Below are 24,371 nucleotides of genomic sequence, written 5' to 3' on the forward strand. Positions count from 1 at the left end.
TTATAGGCAAGGAAAAACCAACCACCGAAAACAATAAAAGTCAAACTGGACAAAACATATAGCGCTGTTCGTTTACCGGTATAGTCAACAAACATTTTTTTCTGATTGGAAATAGAATGGCTCAATGCTAAATTAACGGCACTTTTATCAACGTTGGAAATGCTGTCATTTAACGCCGTAAACAAACCAAGGTAACGTTTGGAATCGTCCGTTTTATGCAATTCGAGATAGGACTTGGACAAGGTTTCAAAAAGATCTCTTCGTATTTGGGGAAAGCTTGCTTTTTTCTCGTAATTCACACCTAATTCGGCATATTTCACCGCTTTTTCGTATTTTTTTTGCACATAATAGAAATAGCCAAGCTCACTTAACAGCGTAACCTGTTCTATAAAAGGTACCGGCTGGGAATTGTGAATTTCAAGTGCTTTCAGAAAATAATTTTCCGCAGTTTCAGGCTGACCGGCTTTAGAAAATTGGTCACCTAAAGTCAGATAAGAATAAGCGATCAAACTGTATTTTTTCGAACGGAACGAAGCATCTGCATCGTCTATTTTTTTCGCTTCAGTAATACTTTTCGATATATTGACAAAAACAGAATCTTTGGGAGCCCCGCTTTTTATATAATGATTCGCAAGATTACCGTATATCAAACTTATCGCCTGCTGCCTGCTGTTTCTGTTCTGAATCTTTTTCGCATATTTCAACGACTCAAGACGCTCTTCGTTATCTTTATTTAAAAGACCTAATTCCGAGTACGCACAACCCTTAAGCCTGTGAATCTGACAAAGTTTTTCATAGTCTTTAATTTCTTCACCTATTCTTAAAAACTCATCATCTAAAGTAATTACTTTTTTATAATCGGTACTGTTGAAATAAATAATGGCTAAAGTATGCCCTACTCTGGTTATTCCCTGTTTGTAATTTATTTTTTCACAATCTTCTTTGATCTTATATAGTATTGGAATGGCTTTTCCCGGATTCCCCGAATGCGCATAATCATTCGCCAGATCGAATTGTTTTTCAATTTTTTTTACTGCCGCCGGTGATTGCGCGAACAATGAAGACGACGATAAAACGAATAAAAGATAAGTTATAGTTACAAAAATGTAATATAAATTCGGTTTGGATGGGGCGTTCATAATTTTTAGCTGTGTTTTTTTTTACAAAACCTTATTGATTTTTAAATTATTTAACAACTTCTACAAAAACCCAATTTACTAAAAAAAACAATATCTAAAATCATAAAATAATAAATTCGAATCCGATGATGATTCCCGCACTGGTCATTGCGAGCGTGGCAAACTCCCGTCATTGCGAGCGAAACGAAGTGAAGCGAAGCAAACTCCCGGTCATTGCGAGCGTAGTGAAACGGAGCGCGGAAAACTCCCGAGCAAAAACCTACCTGTCAATCAAGAAATTGCTTCGTCCTACCTCCTCGCAATGACAAAGCGCGGCAAACTCCCGTCATTGCGAGCGCAGCGAAGCAAACTCCTGTCATTGCGAGCACAGCGAAGCAAACTCCCCGTCATTGCGAGCGTAGCGTGGCAAACGCCTGACTCAACGAAAGATATAGATATCTTAACCTATAATTTAAATCATAATTGTTTAATAAATAGAATCATTTCATCAATCCCTTTTTTGCGCAATTCCAACTCTTCTATGTCTGTATTAATTTTTTTCCACAAATGATGTCTGGAATCATCATACAACAAAATGCAATCCGGTTGATTCCAATACATTTTAAACCCTGGTATGCTAAACTCTAAATCCTTCTTTTTTGGCTTATAGATATTGAATAGATAATTCCGTTTTGCTGCTTCGAATTTCATAGAAAATTCAGTTCTCGTGTGCAATAACACATCTACTTTATCCATATAACTTTTACATAAATAGCCATTATCACTAGCAACAATAAATTTTTTATGCATAAAAACAGTATTCATCATTTTAACATATTCCTCCCGTTTCTCATGCTCGTTTTTCAAAATATCAAGTTCAAAACCTTCCTCAATTGTTTCTTTACTCGCTCGTTCCATTTCTGCTCCATTTTTAATTTCTAGAATTTCTTCAAGAGCTTCGGCAAAAACGGATTCCCCATCCGCATTACCAAAGGTGTGATCCCCAAATTCAGGTAAATTTTCTCTATGGAACAAAACACCCATTTCACGATTATTCTTTTCAGAATATGCATAGAGATTCATCGAACCGATAAGCAAGTAATTTTCATTATACATACACTTGGCATGTATGTTTGGATGATGCATGAGGTTTAAATTGCGAATAGCTTTCAACTTCCCTATTTCATAATCTAATTTGCCTTTTTCTTTAACAAAATCATCGAAGGAACTTCTTCTAAGAAATTTATTTTTATCTAGAGTTCGATATATTAAAACAATCTCCACACCTCGTTTATCAGCATTTAATAATTTTTGAAATATTCTATCCGATAACTGTAAATACGGTGAAATGATTACCAACTCACGTTTTGTCTCATCTACTATACGAGCCATCCACTCGCTTAAACCTTGGGTGTTTAGAAATTTAGACATTGCAATTTTTATATTATGAATTCAATAAGTTTTAATCAATATAATCCAATTGCGGAGTAACGAAGTAATCCGTGAATTGATATTTACATAATCGCATTCACTTCTTCTGCAGCTTTTTGATTACGCCATATTTCTTTGGCCTTAATAAATAAAAATTCAGCTCTTTCATTAATTACATTTTCATCCCAATCTGCTTTTTCTAAAAATGGTGAAAATGTTTCAATACCTGAAGCAAAATGACGTAGCCCATGTTTTTCACCCCTGCCATTCTTTTTAGTTTTCCAGTCAGCATCCCTCATTGATGCATTTAATGAAGTTGTAACTATAGTCAGATTTCCAAGTGTTAATAAAGTTTTATTCCTATTTGACTTCTCTTCTTCAGAACCGACTTGTGCCCAGTTGTTTTCCCATTTTTTTGGCATTACATGTTCTAAACTGTACCTATCTAACCCTAATAACGATGTCGATTGCTTACTTCTATCTCGAACCATAGATTCAATTAGATAAAGAATTCCCGCTGCTTGTTTATTAACTAACTTTGAATTTTTGAATCCAAATTCAAGATTGCTGTCTGTAGGCATAAAATTGATTTTATCTGATTGATTCTCTATATGCACCTTTAAAACATCTCTTGTAATGATGTTGTTAGAAATTAATCTTTCCGAAAATAATTGATTATAATTTTTAGTTGTCTCATGACAAACCATCCTTCTCATCAAATATGATTCTAAATATTCCCAAATCAGATTTCTTTCATTGCTATTCGCTACTCTTTTTAGAATGAAAAGTACATAGGGTATTAATGTTGTGTTTTCTAGTCCAAAGATTATTGCATTGATTCTTTCAATTCCGTACTCTGCTGAAAGTTCTCTGTCAATTACATCAAAATCAATATTATTTCGATAAATTTCTGCATATTCCTTTATCTCCTGTATTAAAGTAGCCTTATCAATTTTATAGTCTTGTATAAATTTTTTATAGGAATCGAAAAGACCATCAACTTTTGTAAATAGTTTCTTGTCTTCAGTTTTCACATTTAATGCGCTATCCTGAATCTTAATTTGTAAAAAAGAATAAAAGAATAAATCAACATTTTCCCTAATTGAACGACCAGCAGTTATATTTCTGTCCCAAAATTTCTTTGTATCAGTATCCCTTTCAAACACATTCTTCCAATTCTCTGTGTAAGATTCTACATCATGCCTGTGGAAAAAATAATTTTTCAATAATTCAGCCGTAGTCAATCTTACACCTAAAGAGTTTATTGTATCAAAAATTTGTTGCTCATCTTCATCAATGCCTAAATCAATGCCTACAAACATAATATTGGTAAGAATGTTATTCATATTCAATTTGTCGACATTAATTTCTTTCCTAAAATAATTATATGCTTCAATTATTGAGCTTTCCCTCGATAATTCTTCTTCTGTAGCAAGATTCATTATTCTGTTAAAGTCTGCTATATCGTTATGGTTATGCCATAATGCAATATTATTATTCATTAGTCTAAACACCCTGTCAAAGGAATTGTTCAAACCTGTTTTTAAGCACAGTACTTTGAAAAAAATATTAAGTGTAGTCAAACGTTGTTGCCCATCAATTAAAGTTCTTTTATCTCCAACATTTCCTCCAGTCGTTGTTTGTTGTTGTTTTAGAATAACCGAACCTAAAAAATACGGCTTGTTAGAAGCGCTTACAGTTTCCAAATCTTCAATTAGTCTTTCCCATTGTGGCTCACCCCAAACATAAGCCCTCTGAAAAAAAGGAATCTCTAAAATTCGGTTACCGTTAAATATGTCATTAATGGTTCTTTTACCTGCGTCCATATTTTTAATTTATTTAATATTAATTACTGTAAACAGTACTTATTCCATTTAGGTTACATAGAGTTTCTATGAGGTGTTGGTTTACGGAGTATTTTTGAATTTATTTTTAATTAATTATTGCATAAATCAACTATTTGTGTTAAAATAGTTATGACATCTTCAAAAATTTCTTCTTGATTCATCTCATTAGCAATATCCAATTTGCTTATATTGTATTTATTTAAAATTCCTTCAACAATAGGTTTACCCTCATCAAATAAAGGTGCTATTTGTGCCGTTTTATCAGATTGTAAATAATTTTCATGGATTATTAGTCCAAAATCATCTTGAAGGAATTGACGAACTTCTTCTTCTTCGTAATTGCTAAGTCTCGCAATTGCAGGTGGACAAATTAGATAATTTTCAATTTCCCATCTCCTCCATTTTCTACATAAAAAATGATTATTACCTTCTATTAAATTCCCTATTGCATCTTGTAAATCCGAATTAGTATTATCATATAAATCATTATCTCTATCACTTAAACTTATGCATTTGATATTATTCACTTCATCTTTCAAATGTAAAAACAATTGTTTTCTTTCTTTATGACTATTTGGATATGGCCATATTACTATATTATCAGGCCAAATTAAGCCTAAACTATTTGCCCATTTTTTTAATAAGTCAGCATCACTATTATTCTCAATAAATAAAACTTTTTTAAACCGTTGCAATTTATCCAGTTTTGGAAAAAATTCTGTTCCCAGGCCTGATAGTACTTTAATTTTTTGATGTTCATTTGTCAAATAGGAAATAGAATTACTAACGTGCAATATTATTCCATGATGTAAACTTTTAACAACATCTGTTGAATGGGTTGCAATTAAAATTTGTTTTTTCAAATCCTTTGAAATTTCCCCTAGTTTTTCAATAAGTTGTCCCTGCAATGAATTATGTAGATGAGCATCAGGTTCATCTAATAGAAGAATATCAATTTTAGGATTAATTGCAAAAGTATACACGCTTAACCATTGAAGAAATCCACTTCCTTCCACCATTATGTCTCTTTTGTTATAGTTTTGGTGCTTTGTAAATCTATTTTTAACTAAAGTGCCTTTAGCAAAATCTATTTTAATATTTGTATGGAATTCTGGATTAAAATCTTGTGGGTGAATCACTCCTTTAAAAGTTTCAAATAGTACTTTATTGAGCTTTTCAAATGAATCATTTTCTCTAATATATTTTAAATCGGAACTTGATATTTTTGATTTTGCCCCTTTTTTGTCTTCCCTTAATTTTAAATTAGCATTATATAATTCAATTATTGTATTTCTTAATACAGCACCCGCTAACCCTTGTCCAATAACTTTATTCCTATAAGCTAATGGATACCATTGCTCCTTATCAGTTATTCCTGCAAAAGGTGGTAAATATGCAATTTGTGGAACAGATTCACCTTCTTCAATATTAGATTCTAAAGCTTTTATAAAAAGTCTTTCTTGAGTTAAAGCTAATCCGATTTTTAAAAAACGTTCAACATTATTATCAATATCCCAATAACATTTAATAGTCAAATTATATCCACTTGAAGGGTTAAGATTTGTCCATAAATACTTTAAAGATGGAATATTAATGGGGGTAAAATCATCAATATTAATTCCATAACCGTCACCTTTGAACCCTTTCAAAATTGACTTAGGACTTTTTTCGTATTTTAAAACTGTTTTACAATATTCCCACACAGCTAGAGCATGCAAAACTGAAGATTTACCCGAATTATTTCCACCAACGATAAGAGACAATTCATTCGGTAATAGATTTATCTCTTTTTCTTTAAATCTTTTAAAGTTTTTTAATTCAATTTTTTTTATCATATCAACAAACTGCTTTTAACTATTCTCCACAATCAAAATCTCCTCCTCCGTCAACCCATACAACGCGCTAAATTTTTCATCTCTACAAAACACACTCAAATACCCCAATCACTTTCAAACTACTCAATTCATCTTCAACTAATTCAATATCCTTGAATTCTGAATCCATAGATAAAGGTTTTAGTGTAATAGAGTAATGACTCCATTTATCATTTTCAATATTCTTTTTGCTTCGGTATTCTTTAACTGTATATCCGGAACCAAAATCAGGGTCTTGTATGCTGTTGTGCTCAACCAAAACAATTCTCCCTTCTCTTGAACCACCTGTATATTTTCTGAATAAACAAACAGAACCATTTGGAATTACTTTATTCATTGATTCTCCTTGTACAGTGCAAGCAAATAAATCCTCCGATGGTTTATATCTTGCAGGCAATGAAATCCATTCATAATCACTTACGTTTTGCAATTCACTAAAATTACCTGCCGCTGCTTTCAAATCGTATAACGGAATGCTATTTTCAAAAGGGATAACTTTATCAACTTGCAGATATTCAATTGTTTTTTCTGTTTTGAATTTAGGAATATGGTTTGCAAAATACTCTCGTAAATTCTTATCACAAACATAGATATAAGTACCCTTGATGCCTCGTAGCATTATAGTCTTATATATGTTTAGTATAAAATCTTTTAATTCAGTAGGATTGTTTATAGATTGTTTCCCATTTTTGTCAAAATAGTTTTCTTTTAAAATTACTATCTCATCAGTTTCTTTATCATATGTTATTTCATTTCCGAAAATAATTCCCGCATAATTTAAATCATAACCCTGTGTAGTATGGATACAGCCAACTTCATTAACCGCATTTATGGAATTTACCCAATCGACTGCAACAGTATTCCATTTAAGTTTAATGTCATCTATTTTTATATCAAACTCGTCTTTATTCTTATTTGAAATCCATTCCCAAGAATAACCTGCTACCAATCTCGAAAGTCCATTTTCTTTATCTCTTAGCTTTATTTCTTGTACTATGTCCTCAATTGAGTCAAATAGTACAAACTCATAATCTTTAGAATCAAATTTTTTATAAGTAGATTCTAATTTACAGTTAAGTAGATTGTCTATATATTGAACATAATCATTTCCTCCTTTTACTCTAAATTGTGATTTTAGATATTCAATCTTTGTCAAAGGGTTTAACTTCAACTTATCAAAATCTTCCTTTTTTACATCTGAAGGCTTGATTGACTGGTCTTCATCATAAAACAAAATGGCATTATCTGCCTGCCTTGTAACCCAATCCAATTCACTACAATTATTCTTATCTAACCCCAATTTTTCACAAACTATATCGAAAGCGCCATAGTAAGCTCCTAGATTAACTCTTCGTCTCAATCGATGGGATTCATCAACTATCACTATGTTAAATTTATCTTTAATAATCTCTGCTGGTCCAATCACCATATTGGCACTTAAACCTTTAATATTCTTAAAAACTTTCTTTAATGTATTTCTAAAAGAAGACATAGGGACAACTAATGCCATTTTAGGGTTTGGATACTTCAGCTTTAATTCTATTATCAATCGAATGAATTCAGATTCATCATCACCAAACTCTTTAAAATTAAAGTCTTCATTATTTGAATTAAGAAGTTTAAACAGAAAGATTGCAAGAATGGTTTTTCCTGTACCAGCACCACCTTCAACAATAATATTTTTAAAATCCCCATTAAGCAGATTCTTAATTATGACTAATAAACCGCTCTTTTGTTCGTGAGTTAGAGTCTTATATGGAGAGTATTTAAATAAATCTGAATTATCAATGTAATCAATGGAATGCTTTGATATTCCTTCAGCCCTTAGCCTATCCCAAATCGATTTAAACATATCCCAATAAACCTCTTTCTTTTGATAGTAATTATGGTTTGCTAAACCAACATTTCCATTAATTAATTTATATTGACCATCTCCAGAAATGTATTTTATCAAATTTGATTCGATATCAAGAGTTGCTGACTTGTTAAACTTTTCACTAGCAATCAAATGAACTGTAGTGAGCTTGTTTTTAGCATTGCTCTTTAAGTGACTGTTCATTCGTGCATACGTATCTGTAGTTTCTCCTACATATGCTTCTTTCGTATTACCATCGCTTAAGATATAAACTATTGGCCATAAATCTTTAGCATAATGACTATTTTGGAATTCACTATGTAGGTTGGAATTAAAATCATAACTTTTAATCTCAAAGGCATGATTTAAATTCATAATTCGTTATACTTTTTTGCAGTACCTTTTGCTTTGTCAACAGGGTATTTTAAGGCATTGTTTTTAATCTTTTCAGAAATGATGTCAAAGACATCAAAATTGTGTTTTTCAGCTAGCAAAAAAGCAAATGACAGAATATCAGCTAGTTCTTCTTTCAATCGCTCTTTATTAATATTTTCAACATCATCCCCTTTTTTCCATAAAAAAAGCTCATTCAATTCAGCAGCTTCAAGTGAGATGGCCAACGCTAAATTTTTCGAATCATGAAACTGTTCCCAATCCCTTTCATTCCTAAACTGGATTAGCTCTTGTAATACCTTATTGTATTTATCCATCGAGATAAATGTTTTAAAATTAATTAATCAATTAAAGAAAGTGTTCTCTCAATTAATTCAGATTTATAATTTAATAATTCATCAAGATGACTAATCTGATACTCATTATTACCTATAAAAACTTTTTTGTTTGCGTCTGAAAACTTCAGCTGGCAAACCATTTTCTTTTGATTATCGTCCACTAAAATATTAAAAGTACCTTTTTGGTCTCTATAGCCAATTCTTAGATTCGGAATTTTTTTATTCTGAATAAGCAAAGTTCTAATAGTATGATAAGCCTGTAATTCCTCTTCAGTAGTTATAATACCTGCTGATTTTGAATTTGTCTTTGTTTCGTGTAGTATTATTTTTTCAGTCAAAGATTTAAAGAGCGATGAATTCATAAGTTCCTTCATTTTTTCTTCATTGAATTTTGACTTAAAAGTCATTTTTTTATGAAGCAATTTTAAAAAATCGCTTGAAGGACCAATCATTTCCTTTAAAAAGGTAAGTTCAAAATCTTCAATAAAAACAGATTCCTGTGCTTTGAGAATTATTTCATTTACATTTATGACTCTCGCATCAAAATCTAAAAGACTTTCAATATCATTATCAGTATAATTGTCCAGATTGAAAACAAAAAAAGGTTTTGAATCCATTGTATTTATCAAAGCTACATCGGAATAAAAGCGGTATTCTTTTCCGTTTGTTAAAATCGCTATTCTTGAGTTTTTAGCATTTTGAAAATAACCACTTAACTGGCCAGCCTCTTTATCTGTTAACTTGCTGGTCAATTTTTTACATTCTACTATAATTATATCTTTTCTGCCTAACTTTATTGCATAATCAACTTTATTGCTTACCCGTTCTCCAAAATCAGCTTCATATTCTGGAATCAAATCTTCATGAGCATAATTAAGAAGCATAAAAAAAGGATCTATTAAAAACTTTTTTGTTTGTGCTTCATTTGAACAATTCTCAGCTTTTTGTTCAAAATTGAAATTATCCAATGATTTCTTTAAATGGTTAAAAGCCTGCTTCTTGTTTATTACTGACATACAATATAGTTTTTCAATTTTTTAATTTTCTTCTTAAAGTTTTCGTAATTATCAAACATAATAATAAAAAACAAACCATGCAATCACTAAAATTGGTGATTTTTAAAAATTATTTAAAATGTTGCTTCGAAGCTTCTACAATCCCAGAAACCTCATCATACCTCGAAATTAAGAGAACGTGTGGCTTCGAGAGACTCAGCCACCAAAACGTGGTAAAAGAAAAAGCCTATTTCAATCAAGCATAGTAACTGAGGCTCTCCTCATTCCTGTACCCGAGGCTCTCCTCTTCCGGTACCCGAGGCTTTCAAAGGCACACCTGCAAACAAAAACCCCATACCAAAACGGCACAGGGCTTCAATTAAGCATAAGTAAGTCTCTCCTTTCTCCTTTCTCCTTTCTCCTTTCTCCCTTCAACACTAAACTCCAAAACCTTAGTCCCTTAGCACCTCAAAACAAAAACCCCATACCAAAACAGTACAGGGTTCCGTCATTGCGAGCATAACGAAGTGGAGCGAAGCAAACTCCCGGTCATTGCGAGCGTAACGAAGCGCAGCGCGGCAAACTCCCCGTCATTGCGAGCGTAGTGAAACGTAGCGCGGCAAACCCTTGTCAATCAAAAGATTGCTTCGTCGTACCTCCTCGCAATGACAAAGCGAAGCAAACTCCCGTCATTGCGAGCGCAGCGAAGCAACCCCTACACCACCTCCAAAATATTCAATACATTAAACTCCTCATTCTTCAAAGAATACTGTACCCCGTTCACCTCCTGATAAAACGAAATAAGCAATAGAAAAAACTGTTGTCCCGTACCTGCAACTAAACTACTGGGAGTTAAGACAATATTGGTTGGAGTAAGGTTAAGCGGTATAGTAACAACGTTGCTGTAAGCAACCTCAGAAGCCTCCGTAGCGAAATCCAATGCCAAAAGCGCGCCCATAAAACTCACATGCGTTGCCCCCTGCGGAAACTGTACCTGCTCGGCAGGGATAAAATTGTTTACTGTTATTTCCCCACTGGCGGTATCTAAGTCATACGGTGCAAAAAGCACACTGTTCAAAGCGGCATTGGCGTTAAAATCAAAACCGCGTAAAGCCTGTTTTCCCTCGGGCGTGGTAATCCCAATACTAACATTGCGCTTCCCCCTTGGCGATACCGTATCCATGTTCTTAACCCTGGACATCACCCCAAGCAAACGACTTGAAAGCTGACTGTCCTTTGCCTTAAACACCAAACTCCCCAACGCACCGCGAAGCACCTTGCCACTCGAACCGCTGTGCCCGAATTCCGTATTGTTTTCACGGGTACGCACAAAACTTGGATCACTCGCAATACGATCCCCGGATACCCCGCCTTTTTTACGCACAAAATTTTTACCGTTCTTCTTGTAAAAAGTCAACTCCTCTAAAGTTCCTTCAATTTTAATAATGCCACTAGTCTTGGCCATAACGAATAGTTTTTAATGATTTTGGGTGCAATACTAAAACAGTCCGCCAGAAAGAAAAAACAGCCATAGCCGAAAACGGTCATTATCGCCGAAAAAGGACAAAACTGTTATTTTTTGCAGTAAATAATGTTTTTTCCTATAAAAAATCACATTACCGCTTTGTTTTGTGAAAGAAAAGTCTGTAATATTGCCCCCGAAAAATAGCAAGCTTTCAAAAGCTACTACTCCGACTTAAAGCCGACTTAAAGCCGACTTAAAGCCGACTATAGTTCGACTACAACACGACCGAGTCAGGAAACGGTCAGGAAACAAGCTAGAGAAAGAAAAAGTAATAACCCGAAAAAAGAGCGTAAAACCTTGAAAAGAATTGTAATGTACCCAAAAGACGTCATGCAGCTTTTGGGCAAAAGCGAAAGGCAAAGCCGTCAGATCCTGGCCAACATTAAGAAAAAATACAACAAAGAAAAACACCAGCCCGTAACCGTCTATGAGTTCTGCGAATACATGGGTCTCGACCCTAAGACCATTTCCGGGTCATTGCGAGCGTAACGAAGTGGAGCGTGGCAAACTCTTGTCATTGCGAGCGTAACGAAGTGAAGCGTGGCAAACTCCCGGTCATTGCGAGCGTAACGAAGTGGAGCGCGGCAAACTCCCGTCATTGCGAGCGTAACGAAGTGAAGCGTGGCAAACTCCCGTCCTACCTCCTCGCAATGACAAAGCGCAGCAAACTCCCGTCCTACCTCCTCGCAATGACAAAGCGCGGCAAACTAAAAAAACAAACACATGAAAACAGGATACACTTACATCATCACAAATAAAAACAACACAACACTTTATGTTGGAGTTACCTCAAACCTACCCAAACGCATTACAGAACACATAGAAAAGAGATATGAAAACTCTTTCTCATCTCGCTATAACCTAAACAAACTTGTATATTACGAAACCTTCCAGAGTATTGAAGATGCAATAACAAGAGAAAAACAACTTAAAGCAGGCTCCCGAGCGAAAAAAGAAGCCTTAATTAACAGCTATAATCCTCAATGGCGAGACCTCTTACAAGACGTCATTGCTAGCGCAACGAAGTGAAGCGAGGCAACCCCCCGTCATTGCGAGCGTAGTGAAACGGAGCGCAGCAAGCCCTTGTCAATCAAGAGATTGCTTCTTCGTACCTCCTCGCAATGACAAAGCGCGGCAAACTCCCGTCATTGCGAGCGTAGTGAAACGGAGCGCTGCAAACCCCCGTCATTGCGAGCGCAGTGAAACGGAGCGCGGCAAACTCCCGTCATTGCGAGCGTAGTGAAACGGAGCGTGGCAACCCCCCGTCATTGCGAGCGTAGTGAAACGGAGAGCGGCAAACTCCCGTCATTGCGAGCGAAACGAAGTGAAGCGAAGCAAACTCCCCATCATTGCGAGCGCAGCGTGGCAAACTAATAATAAACCCGAAACCCCATCCCCGCACATAAAGTATACTGCTTCTCAAACAAAGCCTCCGTTAATTCCACCACATCAACATACTCCTGACTCAACGAAAAATACAGATTGTCCAGCACCGTACTCAGAATCGGAACCTCATTCGCATAACCCGAAACCGCTTTGGCACCGGTAACGTCCAAGAAGTATTGAAAGGTTTCCTCTCCTAGGTCCAGTTGCATGGTATTGGCAAAGTGGATGATCTTCCCTTTAAGTTTCCCTTCAAAAAACTCGGCTATTTCTTCGAAACTATAGTAGTAATTGTCAATTTTAAGTTCGTTGGCTCTCCCTTCAAACACTAAATAAATAATGCCATAATCTTTAAAATGCCTGTCTTCATACAACAAAGTACTGATGCTCTCTTCAAACCCTTCTATGCTGTCACAGGTCTTGTAAACATTGGTAATTCCATATTGCATCGCCAGAGCTTCCAACGATGGAAGAATCGGACTCTTTCCGGACTCTTCCGCATCCTGAACCGATTCGAGACAATAGATATAATTGCTATCAAACATAAAAATGCTAAACTATTAAGAAACTCCTGAAACTTACACGCTTTTGTTTTCAGTGCTTCTTATAGCAAATTTACCACAATCAATCAGATACCGCCAGCCACTGTCTTTATTTCTTTTTTAAAACCGTATTTTTCGGTACCGATTACGATGACTATTCCGGCAATATACGTTAGCAAGTCGATCCATGAAAAGGAAGTCCCTATCACTGTCCTGGCTAATTTCGAATCTTGTAAACTTAGTTTTTCCACTATGTTTAAAAACTGTAAAAACTCTATCGTAAAAGAGAACAACAGCACTGATATTGAGGCAGTCAAAACCGGAATCCTCACAAACGATTTCAAAAAGCAGTAAATGAGGATTACCACCAAAACATCCCCAAGGTAAGGTCGGATAAAATCGTCATGGACATAAAGCGCAATCAGCGTTTCGATAAGAAAAACCAAAACGGCAAACGCAAAGTAGTTTTTATTAAATGTAAGCATACGATTGATTTGGCCTGAAAAATACAGTTAATTATTCAACATTTCTCCTCTGGTATTCAACATTCCTCCTCTAGGCGACTTATTTTCGTTCTGAAAGCTTCCTTCTCATTGTCATTGCGAGGAGGTACGACGAAGCAGTCATTCAAAATTTTGGTAACTTTGTAAGTAACAGTAACAACCCAAACACTAATTATTTAAAGCCAACGAAACATTAATGGATATTTGTTGAGATATCAACTTTGAACTATTTTAATAACCTGTTAAAAGCTTCTGATTATGTTTTTAGAAATAGATGTAGAACACTCCGTTCTGGTTCCGGTGATTTCTGAAGTAGTTGTTTCTTTGTTGTTATTTGCAGGCGGCTATTTCATTGGTAAATATCGGGAAAAAGCCAAATTAAGAGGTAAAGACCTTGATGAATACGACTTTTATCCCTTTGAACCGGATCAGAATAACTTTCCCCAATTCAATCTCAAAGATTTTCGTCTTGCCGTTCACTACTTTTTAAAGAATAAAGACCATACCGCAGCCCGGCAATTGATCTTCATCGGAGAGCAAAACAACGTCAGAAACCAACTTGAATCCCCTGAATTAAAGCAATATGAAAAATTGTATCATGTGTATCAGGGTTCTAAAATTGAAGATGATAATAATGCCTTTTTAGAAAATTATAAAGTGATCGTGCGCCTTTTAGGGCAGACATTCAAAAACACAGGCATCGAAATTCTCCTTCATAACCTTATGAATCCTTCCCGTTCCATCGTCGAAATTGAAAATGGCGAAGTTACCGGCAGAAAAATAGGAATGGGAACCACCATGTTGGTTCTTGACTTAAAAAAACGAAAAGAACGCAAGGAAGACAAGTTAAATTATGAATTGAGTATCGGCGACAGGAAATTCAAATGCACCACAATCCCAATTTACAGAAACGATTATGGTTTGATTGGAGCCATCTGCATTAATATAGACGTCAACTACATCAACGACGAAGTCCTGCAAAAAAGAGACAAATTGGAAGAGTTCTTCAGAAATTTTTGTGCTACCGATATGAAGCTACAGGAAAACATCTTGGGCAAAGACGAGTTTGAAAAGGCTAACAAAGGCAAAAAACACTGGCAGCAACACGATATATAATAAAAAACCTCATCGACAGTAATTTAGACAGAAGCACTACACTTTTTTAATAAAATGAACAATAAAACCCAACTCCTTTTTTGTTTTTTATTTGCCGGACAAGTCCTGTTTGCACAATCAAAACCAGAACAGAACCTAAGACAATTAAGCAAACAACATCAGTTTGTCAAAATGGACAGTCTGAACAACAAATTAAAAAACAAAAACTATTACTTTTACAAAGGATTGTATGCCAATGTCTGCAATAATCCCAAGCTATCGAATATCTATTTAGACAGCTTAAAAAACAACCCAATTGTCAACAGCTATGAATTTACCAAGCTGAAGAACGACAACTATATAAAGCTGTTTAATTATGAACTGGCATACACCTCCTCTAAAACGCTGACAACTAAATTTAAAAAACATTGGACCAAAGAGGATTTAAACGATGAAATAAACGCACAACGCATTTGGCAAACCCTAAGAAACAAACCTGTGCAGTCCATCGATATTTTTTCAACAATTACAATCCCCACAGTAAAAGATAAAGCTGGTCTAATTACCACAAATGTCAGTGCAAACAAGACAGAAACAAACTTTGTCTTCGACACCGGTGCCGGAATTAGCTGCATAACCGAAAGTCTGGCCAACAGAATGGGACTTACCATTCTGCCGGACAATAACATTTCAGTAGAGAGTTTTTCAGGACAAAAGAATAAAGTGCTTATAGGTATTGCCCCGGAAATTAATTTAGGGGAATTAAAAATTCAAAATGCTGTATTTTTAGTCTATCCCGATTCAGCATTTACATTTGCAAATGGAGCTTATGTCATCAATGGAATTATCGGTTTTCCAATTGCAAAAGAATTAGGGACAATTACCATTGAAAAAGACAAACTCACCTTTTCAAAGAATTCAGAAACCGATAAAAACGAAAAGAACCTGTTTATAGATCAACTCAGGGCCATAGTAATGCTGACTTACAAAGGCAAAGTTTTGCCTTTCAATTTTGATAGCGGTGCAAACACTAGCCTATTTAATAAGGCTTTTTACGAAAAATTCAAATCAGATATCGATGCTATTGGGAATTTGGAAACAACCAATTCTGCAGGTGCCGGTGGTGAAATTGTTTCTACAGAAGTATTGGTCCTGAAAGAACAGGAACTATTCCTTGGAAAAGACACCATACAATTACAAAGAATGGAGATCGACAGAAATAACTATGGTGTATACGGCAAGGTAAGTTTTGGAAATATCGGACAAGACGTAATTGGTCAATTCAAAAAAGTAATTATCAGTTTTGAAGATAGTTATTTAAAACTGGAAAATTAACTGTTTCCTGGCAGATTGGTGTTACAGCACAGACATTCCCAATAAAAAAACAACCACAAATTACATTGAATACCGCGTACCCATCGGTTACAATCAATCCAATTTGTAGTTAAATCAATTTAGAGTCACTCCATCCGAAATGATCAAAGGAATTTTATTTTACACCAGTGTTGCGGTAAGGCTGATCACTGCTTTAATCGATTTTGAAATCGGACAGGTTTCTTTGGCATCGGCAGCAACCTTCTGAAATACTTCCTCACTGATACCCGGTACTTTGGCTTTCAAATCCAAATGACTTTCAGTGATGGCACCGTCTTCGAAAGTAACTTTGGCATCCACCTGTAAATCTTCGGGCACAAAGCCTGCATCACCAAGCAAAAAACTTAATTTCATAGCGTAACAACTGCAATGCGCCGCTGCAACCAGTTCTTCGGGATTAGTACCCACTCCCTCCTCAAATCGGGATTTATACGAATATTGGGTATTGTTCAATGTGCCACTCTGTGTGGTTACTACTCCTTTTCCTTCTGCGCCACTGCCTTTCCAGTTAGCATTAGCTCTTCTGTTAAATTTCATAATGATATATAATTGGTTAAACTTCAACAAACTAAAAACACTCCAACCCCCTATCCCTTTTAACTTATCCCTTTTAACTTATCCCTTTCAACTTATCCCTTTTAACTTATCCCTTTTAACTTATCCCTTTTAACTTATCCCTTTTCTCTTATCCCTTTTAACTTATCCCTTTTCTCTTATCCCTTTTCTCTTATCCCTTTTCTCTTATCCCTTTTCTCTTATCCCTTTTCTCTTATCCCTCATTTCTCCCTACTTCCTATAAAAATACAACTTTAAGTTTTGCAATTCAAAGAGTTACGACAAAAGACACGTTTTTGAAGTTATTCGGTGTTTTGTAGGGAATACAATCCGTTTTTTTAAACATAATGAATATAAAAACCTGAATTTGTACAATTTTTATTATTTTTATAAAACTAACAGATTTTGATTAACAACAAAACCAACCTGACTATGAAAAAAATCATTCTTACTTTAGCCGCAGCACTAATAATCGTAAGCTGCGCTGTAAAACTGGTAACTCCTACTCAAACTGATGTCGACAGGATGCAGGCAAAATATCCCGGTTACACTTTAGACGAACTGAATCAGGGTAAATCAATGTATGAACAACACTGCGCTGAATGTCACAAATTAAAAAACCCTACTAAATTTTCAGAGGAAGAATTGCAAAAAGTTGTTCCTATGATGGTAAAAAAAGTAAACAAAAAACATCCTAATACCCTTGATGACAATGCTAAAGATCTGATTCTGAAATATGCCATCACCATGAATGGTCATAAGAAATAATGAATGAACATTAAAATACGTTACCCACAAAGTAATCTATCATCTAAATAGTATACAGATGACGCAGATTGAAAAGATTTGCACGGATTTCATGTTCATTTAGAAAAAGTTAGCCACGAATTCACTAATTAAGTTGTATAAATTAGTGAATTCGTGGCTAAAATTATATTTAAACATTTGTGTTCGGATTGCCTTTAAACAATCTTTTTTGTAAAAATTATTCTGCAATTCGGTTTAACTTTGTAGTATGGATTCAGTGACCCAAATAGTATTAGGTATCGCCGTTGCAGAAGCATGTGCAGGGAAAAAACTCCAAAACAGAACCTTTCTTTATGGAGCCATTTTAGGCACTATCCCTGATTTGGATGTTCTAGTAGGTAAATTCATGGATCCAATCGATGCCATTATGATACACCGTGGAATGAGCCATTCCCTCCTATTCCATCTGTTTCTTGCACCCATTTTAGGTTGGCTCATCACCAAAATAGAAAAGCAGCGGATTTCCTTTAAAGAAGCTTCCTGGATGGCGTTTTTGTGCCTTTTTACCCATCCGTTGTTAGATATGTGCACGACCTGGGGCACGCAAGTATTATGGCCATTGCCTTACCGTTATTCCCTAAACTGCATCTTTGTAATAGATCCGCTCTATACGATACCGCTTCTTATTTTTTTAATAATGGTCTGGAGAACCAAAAACAATGAACTGCGCACAAAATATGTACGACGGGGCTTGTTCTTAAGTACGGGATACATGTTATTGGCTTTGAGTATTAAGTCCTTTGCGCTTTACAAATTCGAAAAAGCATTGGGCGACCAAAATGTTTCCTACGATGAAATCATGGTAAAACCAACACCTTTCAACCTCATCTTATGGAATGCCAATGTAGCCACCAAAGAAGCTTATCTGTTAGGGGATTATTCACTTTTCGACACCCAGCCAATTACATTCACGAAATACACTAAAAACCCGGATTTAGAAATCCCTTTAGAAAACAATGTCGATTTTAAAAAACTGAAAATCTCGAGTGAAGGCTGGTACCTAGTAGATCAGGTCAACGGAAAGACTTATTTCAATGATCTTCGTTTCGGAATTTTAAATGATGATCCGAAAGCACCACAATTTGTCTTCAGTTATGAGTTTGTCCGATCAACAGAAGGCCTAAAAGCGGTTGAAGTACCAAAAACCAAAAGAGATGCCAAAGCGCTACTGAAAAAAATGTTCATCCGCTTAAAAGGAAATTAATATTTTTCCTTTTCGTCCCTTAAAAAAGCCTGTATATCCCAATAATTTGGCAATAATCATCCAAAGTAAAAAATAATTAACAAAACATAGTGGATAAGTTATATTAACTTCCGATTGCAACAATGTGAAAAAATGCTAAATTGTAATCAAACAAATCAAAGTACAAACCAACCTTATGAAGAAACATCACAACATCATTATTGCCGGTGCCGGTGGAATTGCCGAAGCTGTAGGTCTATTGTTAGCGGAATGGAGTGAAGTACATCCGACGCTTTTCATCGGGGATCGTATTCCTGAAAAAGCCAAGAAAGTAGCCCAATGGATTATGGATGGAACTACCAAACCATGTTCAGCACAGCATTTTTACCTACCGGAAGAAGGCATTACCGATGAAATGAAAGTATTGTTTGATGAAGGAGATATCATTCTTGACTGCCTACCCGGCAGCCAGGCACCAAGAATAGCACAGTTTGCTAAAGATTTCCATCTGCATTATGCCAATCTTACCGAATATGTGGCGGAAACAGATGCAATTATTGAATTGGCAAAAGATGCCAAAACAGGTTTTATCCTCCAAACTGGTCTCGCTCCCGGTTATATCGATTTACTGGCACACGGATTGTTTCAACAGTTTTGCAAAGATTTTGATGTGGATAAAGTCGACAAGCTGGAATTTAAAGTTGGCGCATTAACCGATCATGCTGTGGCTCCTCACTTTTATGGATTTACCTGGAGTCCTGTTGGTGTAGCCACGGAATACCTGAAAGACACGATCGTTTTACGTGATTTTAAGAAAACAACCCTGCCTTCTTTATCGGAAAGAGCTTCCATTATTATAGGCGGAATTACATATGAAGAAGATCTGACTTCAGGAGGCGCTGCCGATTTACCTGATGCTTTATCCGGAAAAGTGGGTTCACTTGACTACAAAACACTGCGTCATCCCGGCCATTATTCCTGGATTGACAAGCAACTGACCGCTTTGAGCAATTCGCCTGACAGGATTAAAGACTTGCAGGATAAAATGGAGAAGGTAATTCCGCACATCGAAGACGACCAGATTGTTTTGTACGCTTCCGTGGAAGGAAAAGACGTTTCCGGAGTTTTAAGAAGACGCGAAATTGCAAAACTCATCTTCCCTCAAAAGGTAGGCAATCATCAGTTAAGAGCCATTCAAACCACCACGGCAGCGCCTTTGGCACAAGCTGCTCAATTACTGCTCGAATCTTCTCAAAGCGGAGTTATTCTGCAAAGTCACATCAATCCGTCAGCATTCTTAAATGGTGATTTTGTCGTAAACGTATATGGAAAAGTATAGTGATGATGCAAACAGCATCTCACTTTACTTAATTCCACTATAGTTACGAAAAGTTTATCCCCGCAACAAATTAATGCTGACCGTTGCATAATCAGTATTCGGGAATTTCCTGAAATATTGCGGATCGGGCTGTAAACCGGCTTCGGCTGCTATTTTATGAAGCACATCAATTTCCACGATATATTGGTCGGAGAAGCCATGAGTGGTATCATACGCCGTTGCCGCAGTTTTTCCAATATTGGCAGCCGTTAATTGAGGAGCTATCGTATGTAACTCGATTATTAACAGTCCAAATTTGTGTACGTAAGGCGCCCATTTATTGAAATGATCCAGTAAATTATCTTCCACATCATTATTATTGATGCGCTTTCCTCTATGAGCAAATGCTCCGGTTGAAGTACTTACCCGATTAGGAGTTTTAACCACAGGTGTTTCCCAAATGCGGTTGTGATCTAAAAACGTGCGGACATTCAATAAATCCTTTAAATCGATATTGTAGTTTTCCTGTAGGTCTTGTGCCAGTAAATCCGGTCTTCCGATATCGCCCCAGATTACTTTGGCCCAAATATCGGCTTTGATTAAATTGGCTCTTGTAACTTTTAAAGCTGCCTGGTTATAATCGGCACCCACTAAAAACAACGGATGTTCATCGAGCATTTTGCCTCGCAGGGTCTGACGTTCGATTATATAAAAAATATGTTCCAGAAAAGCTCCGTTTCCGCAGCCCATATCCAAAATCCCTTTTGGTTGTTCCTGTATGGGTTTATTGAAAATTTCAATAATGATTTCGTCGATAACCTTAAAATAAGTAGCGTGTGCCCCTCCACTGCCCCAAACATTCATTTCACGATTTACATGAAGTTCATCCTCCTTGATGCTTATGTTTCTCAATAGCGAAGGATTTCCGAACAAGTAATCGTCCATATGTCGGAACATCGGTAAATAAGACACTGTTACTCCATAGGCAGTAGCGCGTTTAGCAAAAAAGAGTCCGGTTTCGGTAAACTGATAATTCCCGTTCTTTTCCTTGAACCAGTCCAAATGGGTAAAAAAATCCAGTATTATTTTAAAAACTTCGGGTTCTTTGTGGAATTCTTCCGGACTAAAAGATGTTTCCATGAAATATTTATGAAACATTCCTGTCATTCCTAAACTGACAATAATCGGTCCTACTAAAAAGCCTTCAATATGATTCAGCACCTGCTCCTGCAATGCTTTTTCATTCGGATCTTCCGAAAAGACAATTCCGAATCGGTTTTCATATTTATTAAAAACCACCTCAAGCAAGTGCAGTGACGCGGTGGCAATATGTACAGAAGTAAATAAATCGGTTTGCTGCAAAACGCCTACGACATCTTTATACAGAGGAAACAACGAAAAAGCATAAGCACTCTTGTCATTAGTACTAACCTTTACTTCACCGGTAGCATTATTGACTTCATAATCCAGAAAACCTTGGGAGGCTAAAGTTCGTAAAGCCACGTTGAGATACCCTTCATTGGCTTTAAACTTTTCGGTTAGCTCATTCAGGCTTATCGTCTTGGCAGACAACAAGGTTTCGAGTACGTTGTGTTGGTATAAAGAATAAGCAACCGGTGCAGTTACCAGTCCGTCTAAATGACTGAAAATGGTACTACGTTGTTCTGTTTTTACGGTCATAATCTGTAGAGCTTTTCTCAAATTTAAGAAAAAATAGTTAATGTGCTCATTTATAATTTACTGGATTTTGTTTTTGGAACATAGGTTTTATGTTATAGCTACAGTATTGGAACGCGGATGACACCGATGCAGTCAACACGGATTGAAACAGATTTAAAAAAACTGTGCTAATCCGTAAAATCCGCGGCATCAGTGTTTCAAACCACATCATAAGCATTAATTTATACCGACAGTAATGATCGGCTTTTCATATAATACATATTTTTCGAACGCGGATGACAAAGATGCAAGCAACACAGATTGAAACGGATTTAAAAAAAAGTGCTAATCCGTAAAATCCGCGGCATCAGTGTTTCAAACCTTATCACAGGCATTAATTAATACCGACAGTAACTATTGGCTTTTTATGTGATAAATATTTTTGGCTCACGAATGAAACAGATGCAGTCAACACAGATTGAAACGGATTTAAAAAAAAGTGCTAATCCGTAAAATCCGTGTCATCAGCGTTTCAAAACTCATCACAGGCATTAATTAATACCGACAGTAACTATTGGCTTTTTATGTGATAAATATTTTTGGCATACGAATGAAACAGATGCAGGCAACACGGATTTAAGCGGATTTAAAAAATCTGTGACAATTCGTAAAATCAGCATCATCCGCGTTCAAATTCTATATCATCGTGTTTCAATACCACAACATTCCCAACTATTTACTACATTTGATAGAGACACTAACAATCATGGAAGGACATTACTCAGTTGCAATAATTCCGTCGGAAGAAGTTAACGCTTTGGTTAAGAAAATGAAAGAAGAACTTGCGGCAAAAGTGGGTTGGTTCCACAGTAAGAATTCGGCCGGACACATTACTATTAATGAGTTTAAAGCACCAGACGAGGTAATTAAGAAAGTTAAACAACAATTAATCAGGCTGTGTGATGTTTTTGAACCCGTAGAAGTACGTTTAACAGGTTTCGGATCGTATCCCAACGGTGCTTTCTTTATTGATCCCGATGAAGATACCAAAAACAACTTGAAACCAATCATGAAACGCATCAATGATACGCTTATCATCAAAGATTTACACATAAGCAACGACCCACATTTGACTATTGCCCGAAGATTGTCTCATGAAAAACTGAATATAGCCAAAAGCCATTTTACGAACATAAATGGAAGTTTTCTTTGCAGTAGCGTTGTTTTGCGCACATTCGATGAAAATGTAAAACAGTATTATGTTTCGGATGTTTTTCCTTTCAACAGCAATCCTACGGAAGTTCAGGGAACACTTTTTTAATTTTGAAAACTGTTGGACACCTCTCTTTTTATCACTTCGAGGGTTTTATCCGTATTGATTAATTCCGACACAATTCTTTTGCGCAATTCTTCAATATCCTGATCGTAATAAACGGCCCATCGGGTTAACGTGAGAACATTACGGATGTTTTTTAATCTTTTTCGTGTTTCTGCTGTAGTGCGTAAAAGAGCCTTTCCGTTATAATCAGAATCATTTTTATGGTAGTAGTTCGCAGTATAGTTATCGAAATCAGCGTCGATATAATATAATTTTTCAGAAGGATTGTCAGGATAGAAATCTTCCCATTTGGCAAAACCCAATTTAATTTTAGATGCTGAAGGAGGATTCATCTCTAACAACCTCCATTTACTGTTGCCCAAACGGCCCCAATGATTCGAAAGTCGGTACATACCTTCAGGAGTATAATAATAAGTGCTTCCGGATTCGCTTTTATATCGCTGTTCCAGTTGTTGTATTTCCGACAAAGGCACTTCCTTGAAAATACAAAACGTATTTTTAAAGGAGTCTTTTTTAGGCTGAAAAGAGGTTGCCAACATAATTACCGAATCGCTTCATTGAAAATACCATCTACATAATACCAACTGTCACCTTCTTTTTTGAATGTGGATTTCTCGTGATGGATTTGGTTTTGCAGACGATTGTCCATGAAATAAGCTTTAAACTCAACAGTATTTTCGGTTGCGGCCATAACTTCCAGTTTGATCCAATTGTTTTCTTTAGACCAGGCTAAAATATCTTTTTTATTGTGATGGCGTCGTGTTGAACTATGTGTGGTAGCCACAAGATAATCTGCATGATGAGTACAGTAGGCTGAATAACGGGAACGCATCAGGGCTTCAGCTGTTGGTGCCTTTTCTTTCCATAAAATATAAGGCTGGCAGCAATTTTCGAATGGTTTTCCGGAACCGCAATAACAATTTTGCACGATGGATGAGTTAGAAGTTAGAAGTGTATGTTTTAACATAGGTAATTTTCTTCTTCACTATTTTTATCATCTTTATCATAACTCTTATTCTTTACCTCATTTATCTTTTGATGCAATTGGTTCAGCAAAACCTGATAGCGGCTTATTTCGATGATATCTTCATCTGTTTCTGCATGATCTATCAAATCAGTGATCATCTCGTCTGCATCCACTAATTTTAGTGTTGCGGCATTAGTATCCTTCTCCACAACCAAATAATCAATTGCTTGCTGAATGGTTGCTCTAATTATGGTGTAATTGATTTGCATT

Annotated in this window: 23 protein-coding genes; 8 read left to right on the forward strand and 15 right to left on the reverse strand. The window is 35.9% G+C overall.

Annotation, left to right across the window (positions count from 1 at the left end):
* The 8 genes from VLB74_RS13180 to VLB74_RS13215 all read right to left on the reverse strand — a co-directional run.
* The coding region (locus VLB74_RS13180) for a tetratricopeptide repeat protein (RefSeq protein ID WP_325203920.1) at positions 1–1,139 on the reverse strand (1,139 nt) is incomplete at its 3' end.
* Positions 1,140–1,595: 456 nt separating this feature from the next.
* Positions 1,596–2,549, reverse strand: coding sequence for a phospholipase D family protein (locus VLB74_RS13185; RefSeq protein WP_325203921.1), 954 nt, complete (start codon positions 2,547–2,549; stop codon positions 1,596–1,598).
* Positions 2,550–2,632: 83 nt separating this feature from the next.
* A complete protein-coding gene (locus tag VLB74_RS13190) occupies positions 2,633–4,375 on the reverse strand; it encodes a DUF262 domain-containing protein (RefSeq protein ID WP_325203922.1) in 1,743 nt (580 codons plus the stop codon).
* Between the two features lie 110 nt (positions 4,376–4,485).
* Positions 4,486–6,231, reverse strand: coding sequence for an ATP-dependent nuclease (locus tag VLB74_RS13195; RefSeq protein ID WP_325203923.1), 1,746 nt, complete (start codon positions 6,229–6,231; stop codon positions 4,486–4,488).
* An 82-nt stretch (positions 6,232–6,313) separates the two neighbouring features.
* Complete coding sequence (locus VLB74_RS13200) at positions 6,314–8,500, reverse strand: DNA/RNA helicase domain-containing protein (RefSeq protein ID WP_325203924.1); 2,187 nt, start codon at positions 8,498–8,500, stop codon at positions 6,314–6,316.
* Complete coding sequence (locus VLB74_RS13205) at positions 8,497–8,835, reverse strand: nucleotide pyrophosphohydrolase (protein WP_325203925.1); 339 nt, start codon at positions 8,833–8,835, stop codon at positions 8,497–8,499. Before VLB74_RS13205 ends, VLB74_RS13200 begins: the two co-directional genes overlap by 4 nt.
* A 23-nt stretch (positions 8,836–8,858) precedes the next feature.
* A complete protein-coding gene (locus VLB74_RS13210; RefSeq protein ID WP_325203926.1) occupies positions 8,859–9,872 on the reverse strand; it encodes a type I restriction enzyme HsdR N-terminal domain-containing protein in 1,014 nt (337 codons plus the stop codon).
* Positions 9,873–10,566: 694 nt separating this feature from the next.
* The gene (locus tag VLB74_RS13215) at positions 10,567–11,316 is read right to left on the reverse strand and encodes a hypothetical protein (RefSeq protein WP_325203927.1); all 750 of its coding nucleotides are present in this window, start codon (positions 11,314–11,316) and stop codon (positions 10,567–10,569) included.
* 357 nt (positions 11,317–11,673) lie between these two features.
* On the opposite strand from VLB74_RS13215, the gene VLB74_RS13220 reads away from it, so the two are divergent.
* Positions 11,674–11,865: a hypothetical protein gene (locus tag VLB74_RS13220; RefSeq protein ID WP_325203928.1), complete on the forward strand. Its 192-nt coding sequence runs from the start codon at positions 11,674–11,676 to the stop codon at positions 11,863–11,865.
* Positions 11,866–12,099: 234 nt separating this feature from the next.
* Complete coding sequence (locus VLB74_RS13225) at positions 12,100–12,405, forward strand: GIY-YIG nuclease family protein (RefSeq protein ID WP_325203929.1); 306 nt, start codon at positions 12,100–12,102, stop codon at positions 12,403–12,405.
* A gap of 341 nt (positions 12,406–12,746) precedes the next feature.
* Here VLB74_RS13225 and VLB74_RS13230 read toward each other — a convergent pair whose 3' ends face one another.
* Entirely contained in the window at positions 12,747–13,304 is a 558-nt protein-coding gene (locus tag VLB74_RS13230; RefSeq protein ID WP_325203930.1) for a DUF6642 family protein, read from the reverse strand.
* 83 nt (positions 13,305–13,387) lie between these two features.
* Positions 13,388–13,786, reverse strand: a complete 399-nt coding sequence (locus tag VLB74_RS13235) for a ribosomal maturation YjgA family protein (protein ID WP_325203931.1) — start codon at positions 13,784–13,786, stop codon at positions 13,388–13,390.
* A 276-nt stretch (positions 13,787–14,062) separates the two neighbouring features.
* Here VLB74_RS13235 and VLB74_RS13240 point away from each other — a divergent pair, with 276 nt between their 5' ends.
* Positions 14,063–14,920 (forward strand): PAS domain-containing protein, encoded by an 858-nt coding sequence (locus tag VLB74_RS13240; protein WP_325203932.1) that lies wholly within the window; start codon positions 14,063–14,065, stop codon positions 14,918–14,920.
* A gap of 54 nt (positions 14,921–14,974) precedes the next feature.
* Entirely contained in the window at positions 14,975–16,234 is a 1,260-nt protein-coding gene (locus VLB74_RS13245; protein ID WP_325203933.1) for a retropepsin-like aspartic protease family protein, read from the forward strand.
* A gap of 159 nt (positions 16,235–16,393) precedes the next feature.
* On the opposite strand, the gene VLB74_RS13250 is transcribed toward VLB74_RS13245, so the two are convergent.
* Positions 16,394–16,810 (reverse strand): OsmC family protein, encoded by a 417-nt coding sequence (locus VLB74_RS13250; protein ID WP_325203934.1) that lies wholly within the window; start codon positions 16,808–16,810, stop codon positions 16,394–16,396.
* Between the two features lie 450 nt (positions 16,811–17,260).
* Between VLB74_RS13250 and VLB74_RS13255 the strand changes: the two genes are divergently transcribed.
* From VLB74_RS13255 to VLB74_RS13265, 3 genes are all read left to right on the forward strand, one after another.
* Entirely contained in the window at positions 17,261–17,596 is a 336-nt protein-coding gene (locus tag VLB74_RS13255; protein WP_325203935.1) for a cytochrome c, read from the forward strand.
* A gap of 247 nt (positions 17,597–17,843) precedes the next feature.
* Positions 17,844–18,839, forward strand: coding sequence for a metal-dependent hydrolase (locus tag VLB74_RS13260; RefSeq protein ID WP_325203936.1), 996 nt, complete (start codon positions 17,844–17,846; stop codon positions 18,837–18,839).
* A 175-nt stretch (positions 18,840–19,014) separates the two neighbouring features.
* A complete protein-coding gene (locus tag VLB74_RS13265; RefSeq protein ID WP_325203937.1) occupies positions 19,015–20,157 on the forward strand; it encodes a saccharopine dehydrogenase family protein in 1,143 nt (380 codons plus the stop codon).
* Positions 20,158–20,211: 54 nt separating this feature from the next.
* On the opposite strand, the gene VLB74_RS13270 is transcribed toward VLB74_RS13265, so the two are convergent.
* Positions 20,212–21,816: a class I SAM-dependent methyltransferase gene (locus tag VLB74_RS13270; protein WP_325203942.1), complete on the reverse strand. Its 1,605-nt coding sequence runs from the start codon at positions 21,814–21,816 to the stop codon at positions 20,212–20,214.
* Positions 21,817–22,561: 745 nt separating this feature from the next.
* Here VLB74_RS13270 and VLB74_RS13275 point away from each other — a divergent pair.
* Positions 22,562–23,116, forward strand: a complete 555-nt coding sequence (locus tag VLB74_RS13275; RefSeq protein ID WP_325203938.1) for a 2'-5' RNA ligase family protein — start codon at positions 22,562–22,564, stop codon at positions 23,114–23,116.
* Here the strand turns inward: VLB74_RS13275 and VLB74_RS13280 are convergent.
* The 3 genes from VLB74_RS13280 to VLB74_RS13290 form a co-directional block, all read right to left on the reverse strand.
* Positions 23,113–23,673 carry a hypothetical protein gene (locus VLB74_RS13280; RefSeq protein ID WP_325203939.1) on the reverse strand — a complete coding sequence of 187 codons (561 nt, stop codon included), beginning with the start codon at positions 23,671–23,673 and terminating at the stop codon, positions 23,113–23,115. The genes VLB74_RS13275 and VLB74_RS13280 overlap by 4 nt on opposite strands.
* Before the next feature lie 2 nt (positions 23,674–23,675).
* The gene (locus tag VLB74_RS13285) at positions 23,676–24,101 is read right to left on the reverse strand and encodes a YchJ family protein (protein ID WP_325203940.1); all 426 of its coding nucleotides are present in this window, start codon (positions 24,099–24,101) and stop codon (positions 23,676–23,678) included.
* The coding region (locus tag VLB74_RS13290; RefSeq protein ID WP_325203941.1) for a hypothetical protein at positions 24,095–24,371 on the reverse strand (277 nt) is incomplete at its 5' end. The genes VLB74_RS13290 and VLB74_RS13285, both read right to left, overlap by 7 nt.

It is taken from the genome of Flavobacterium sp. (assembly GCF_035456225.1).
GTDB lineage: Bacteria > Bacteroidota > Bacteroidia > Flavobacteriales > Flavobacteriaceae > Flavobacterium.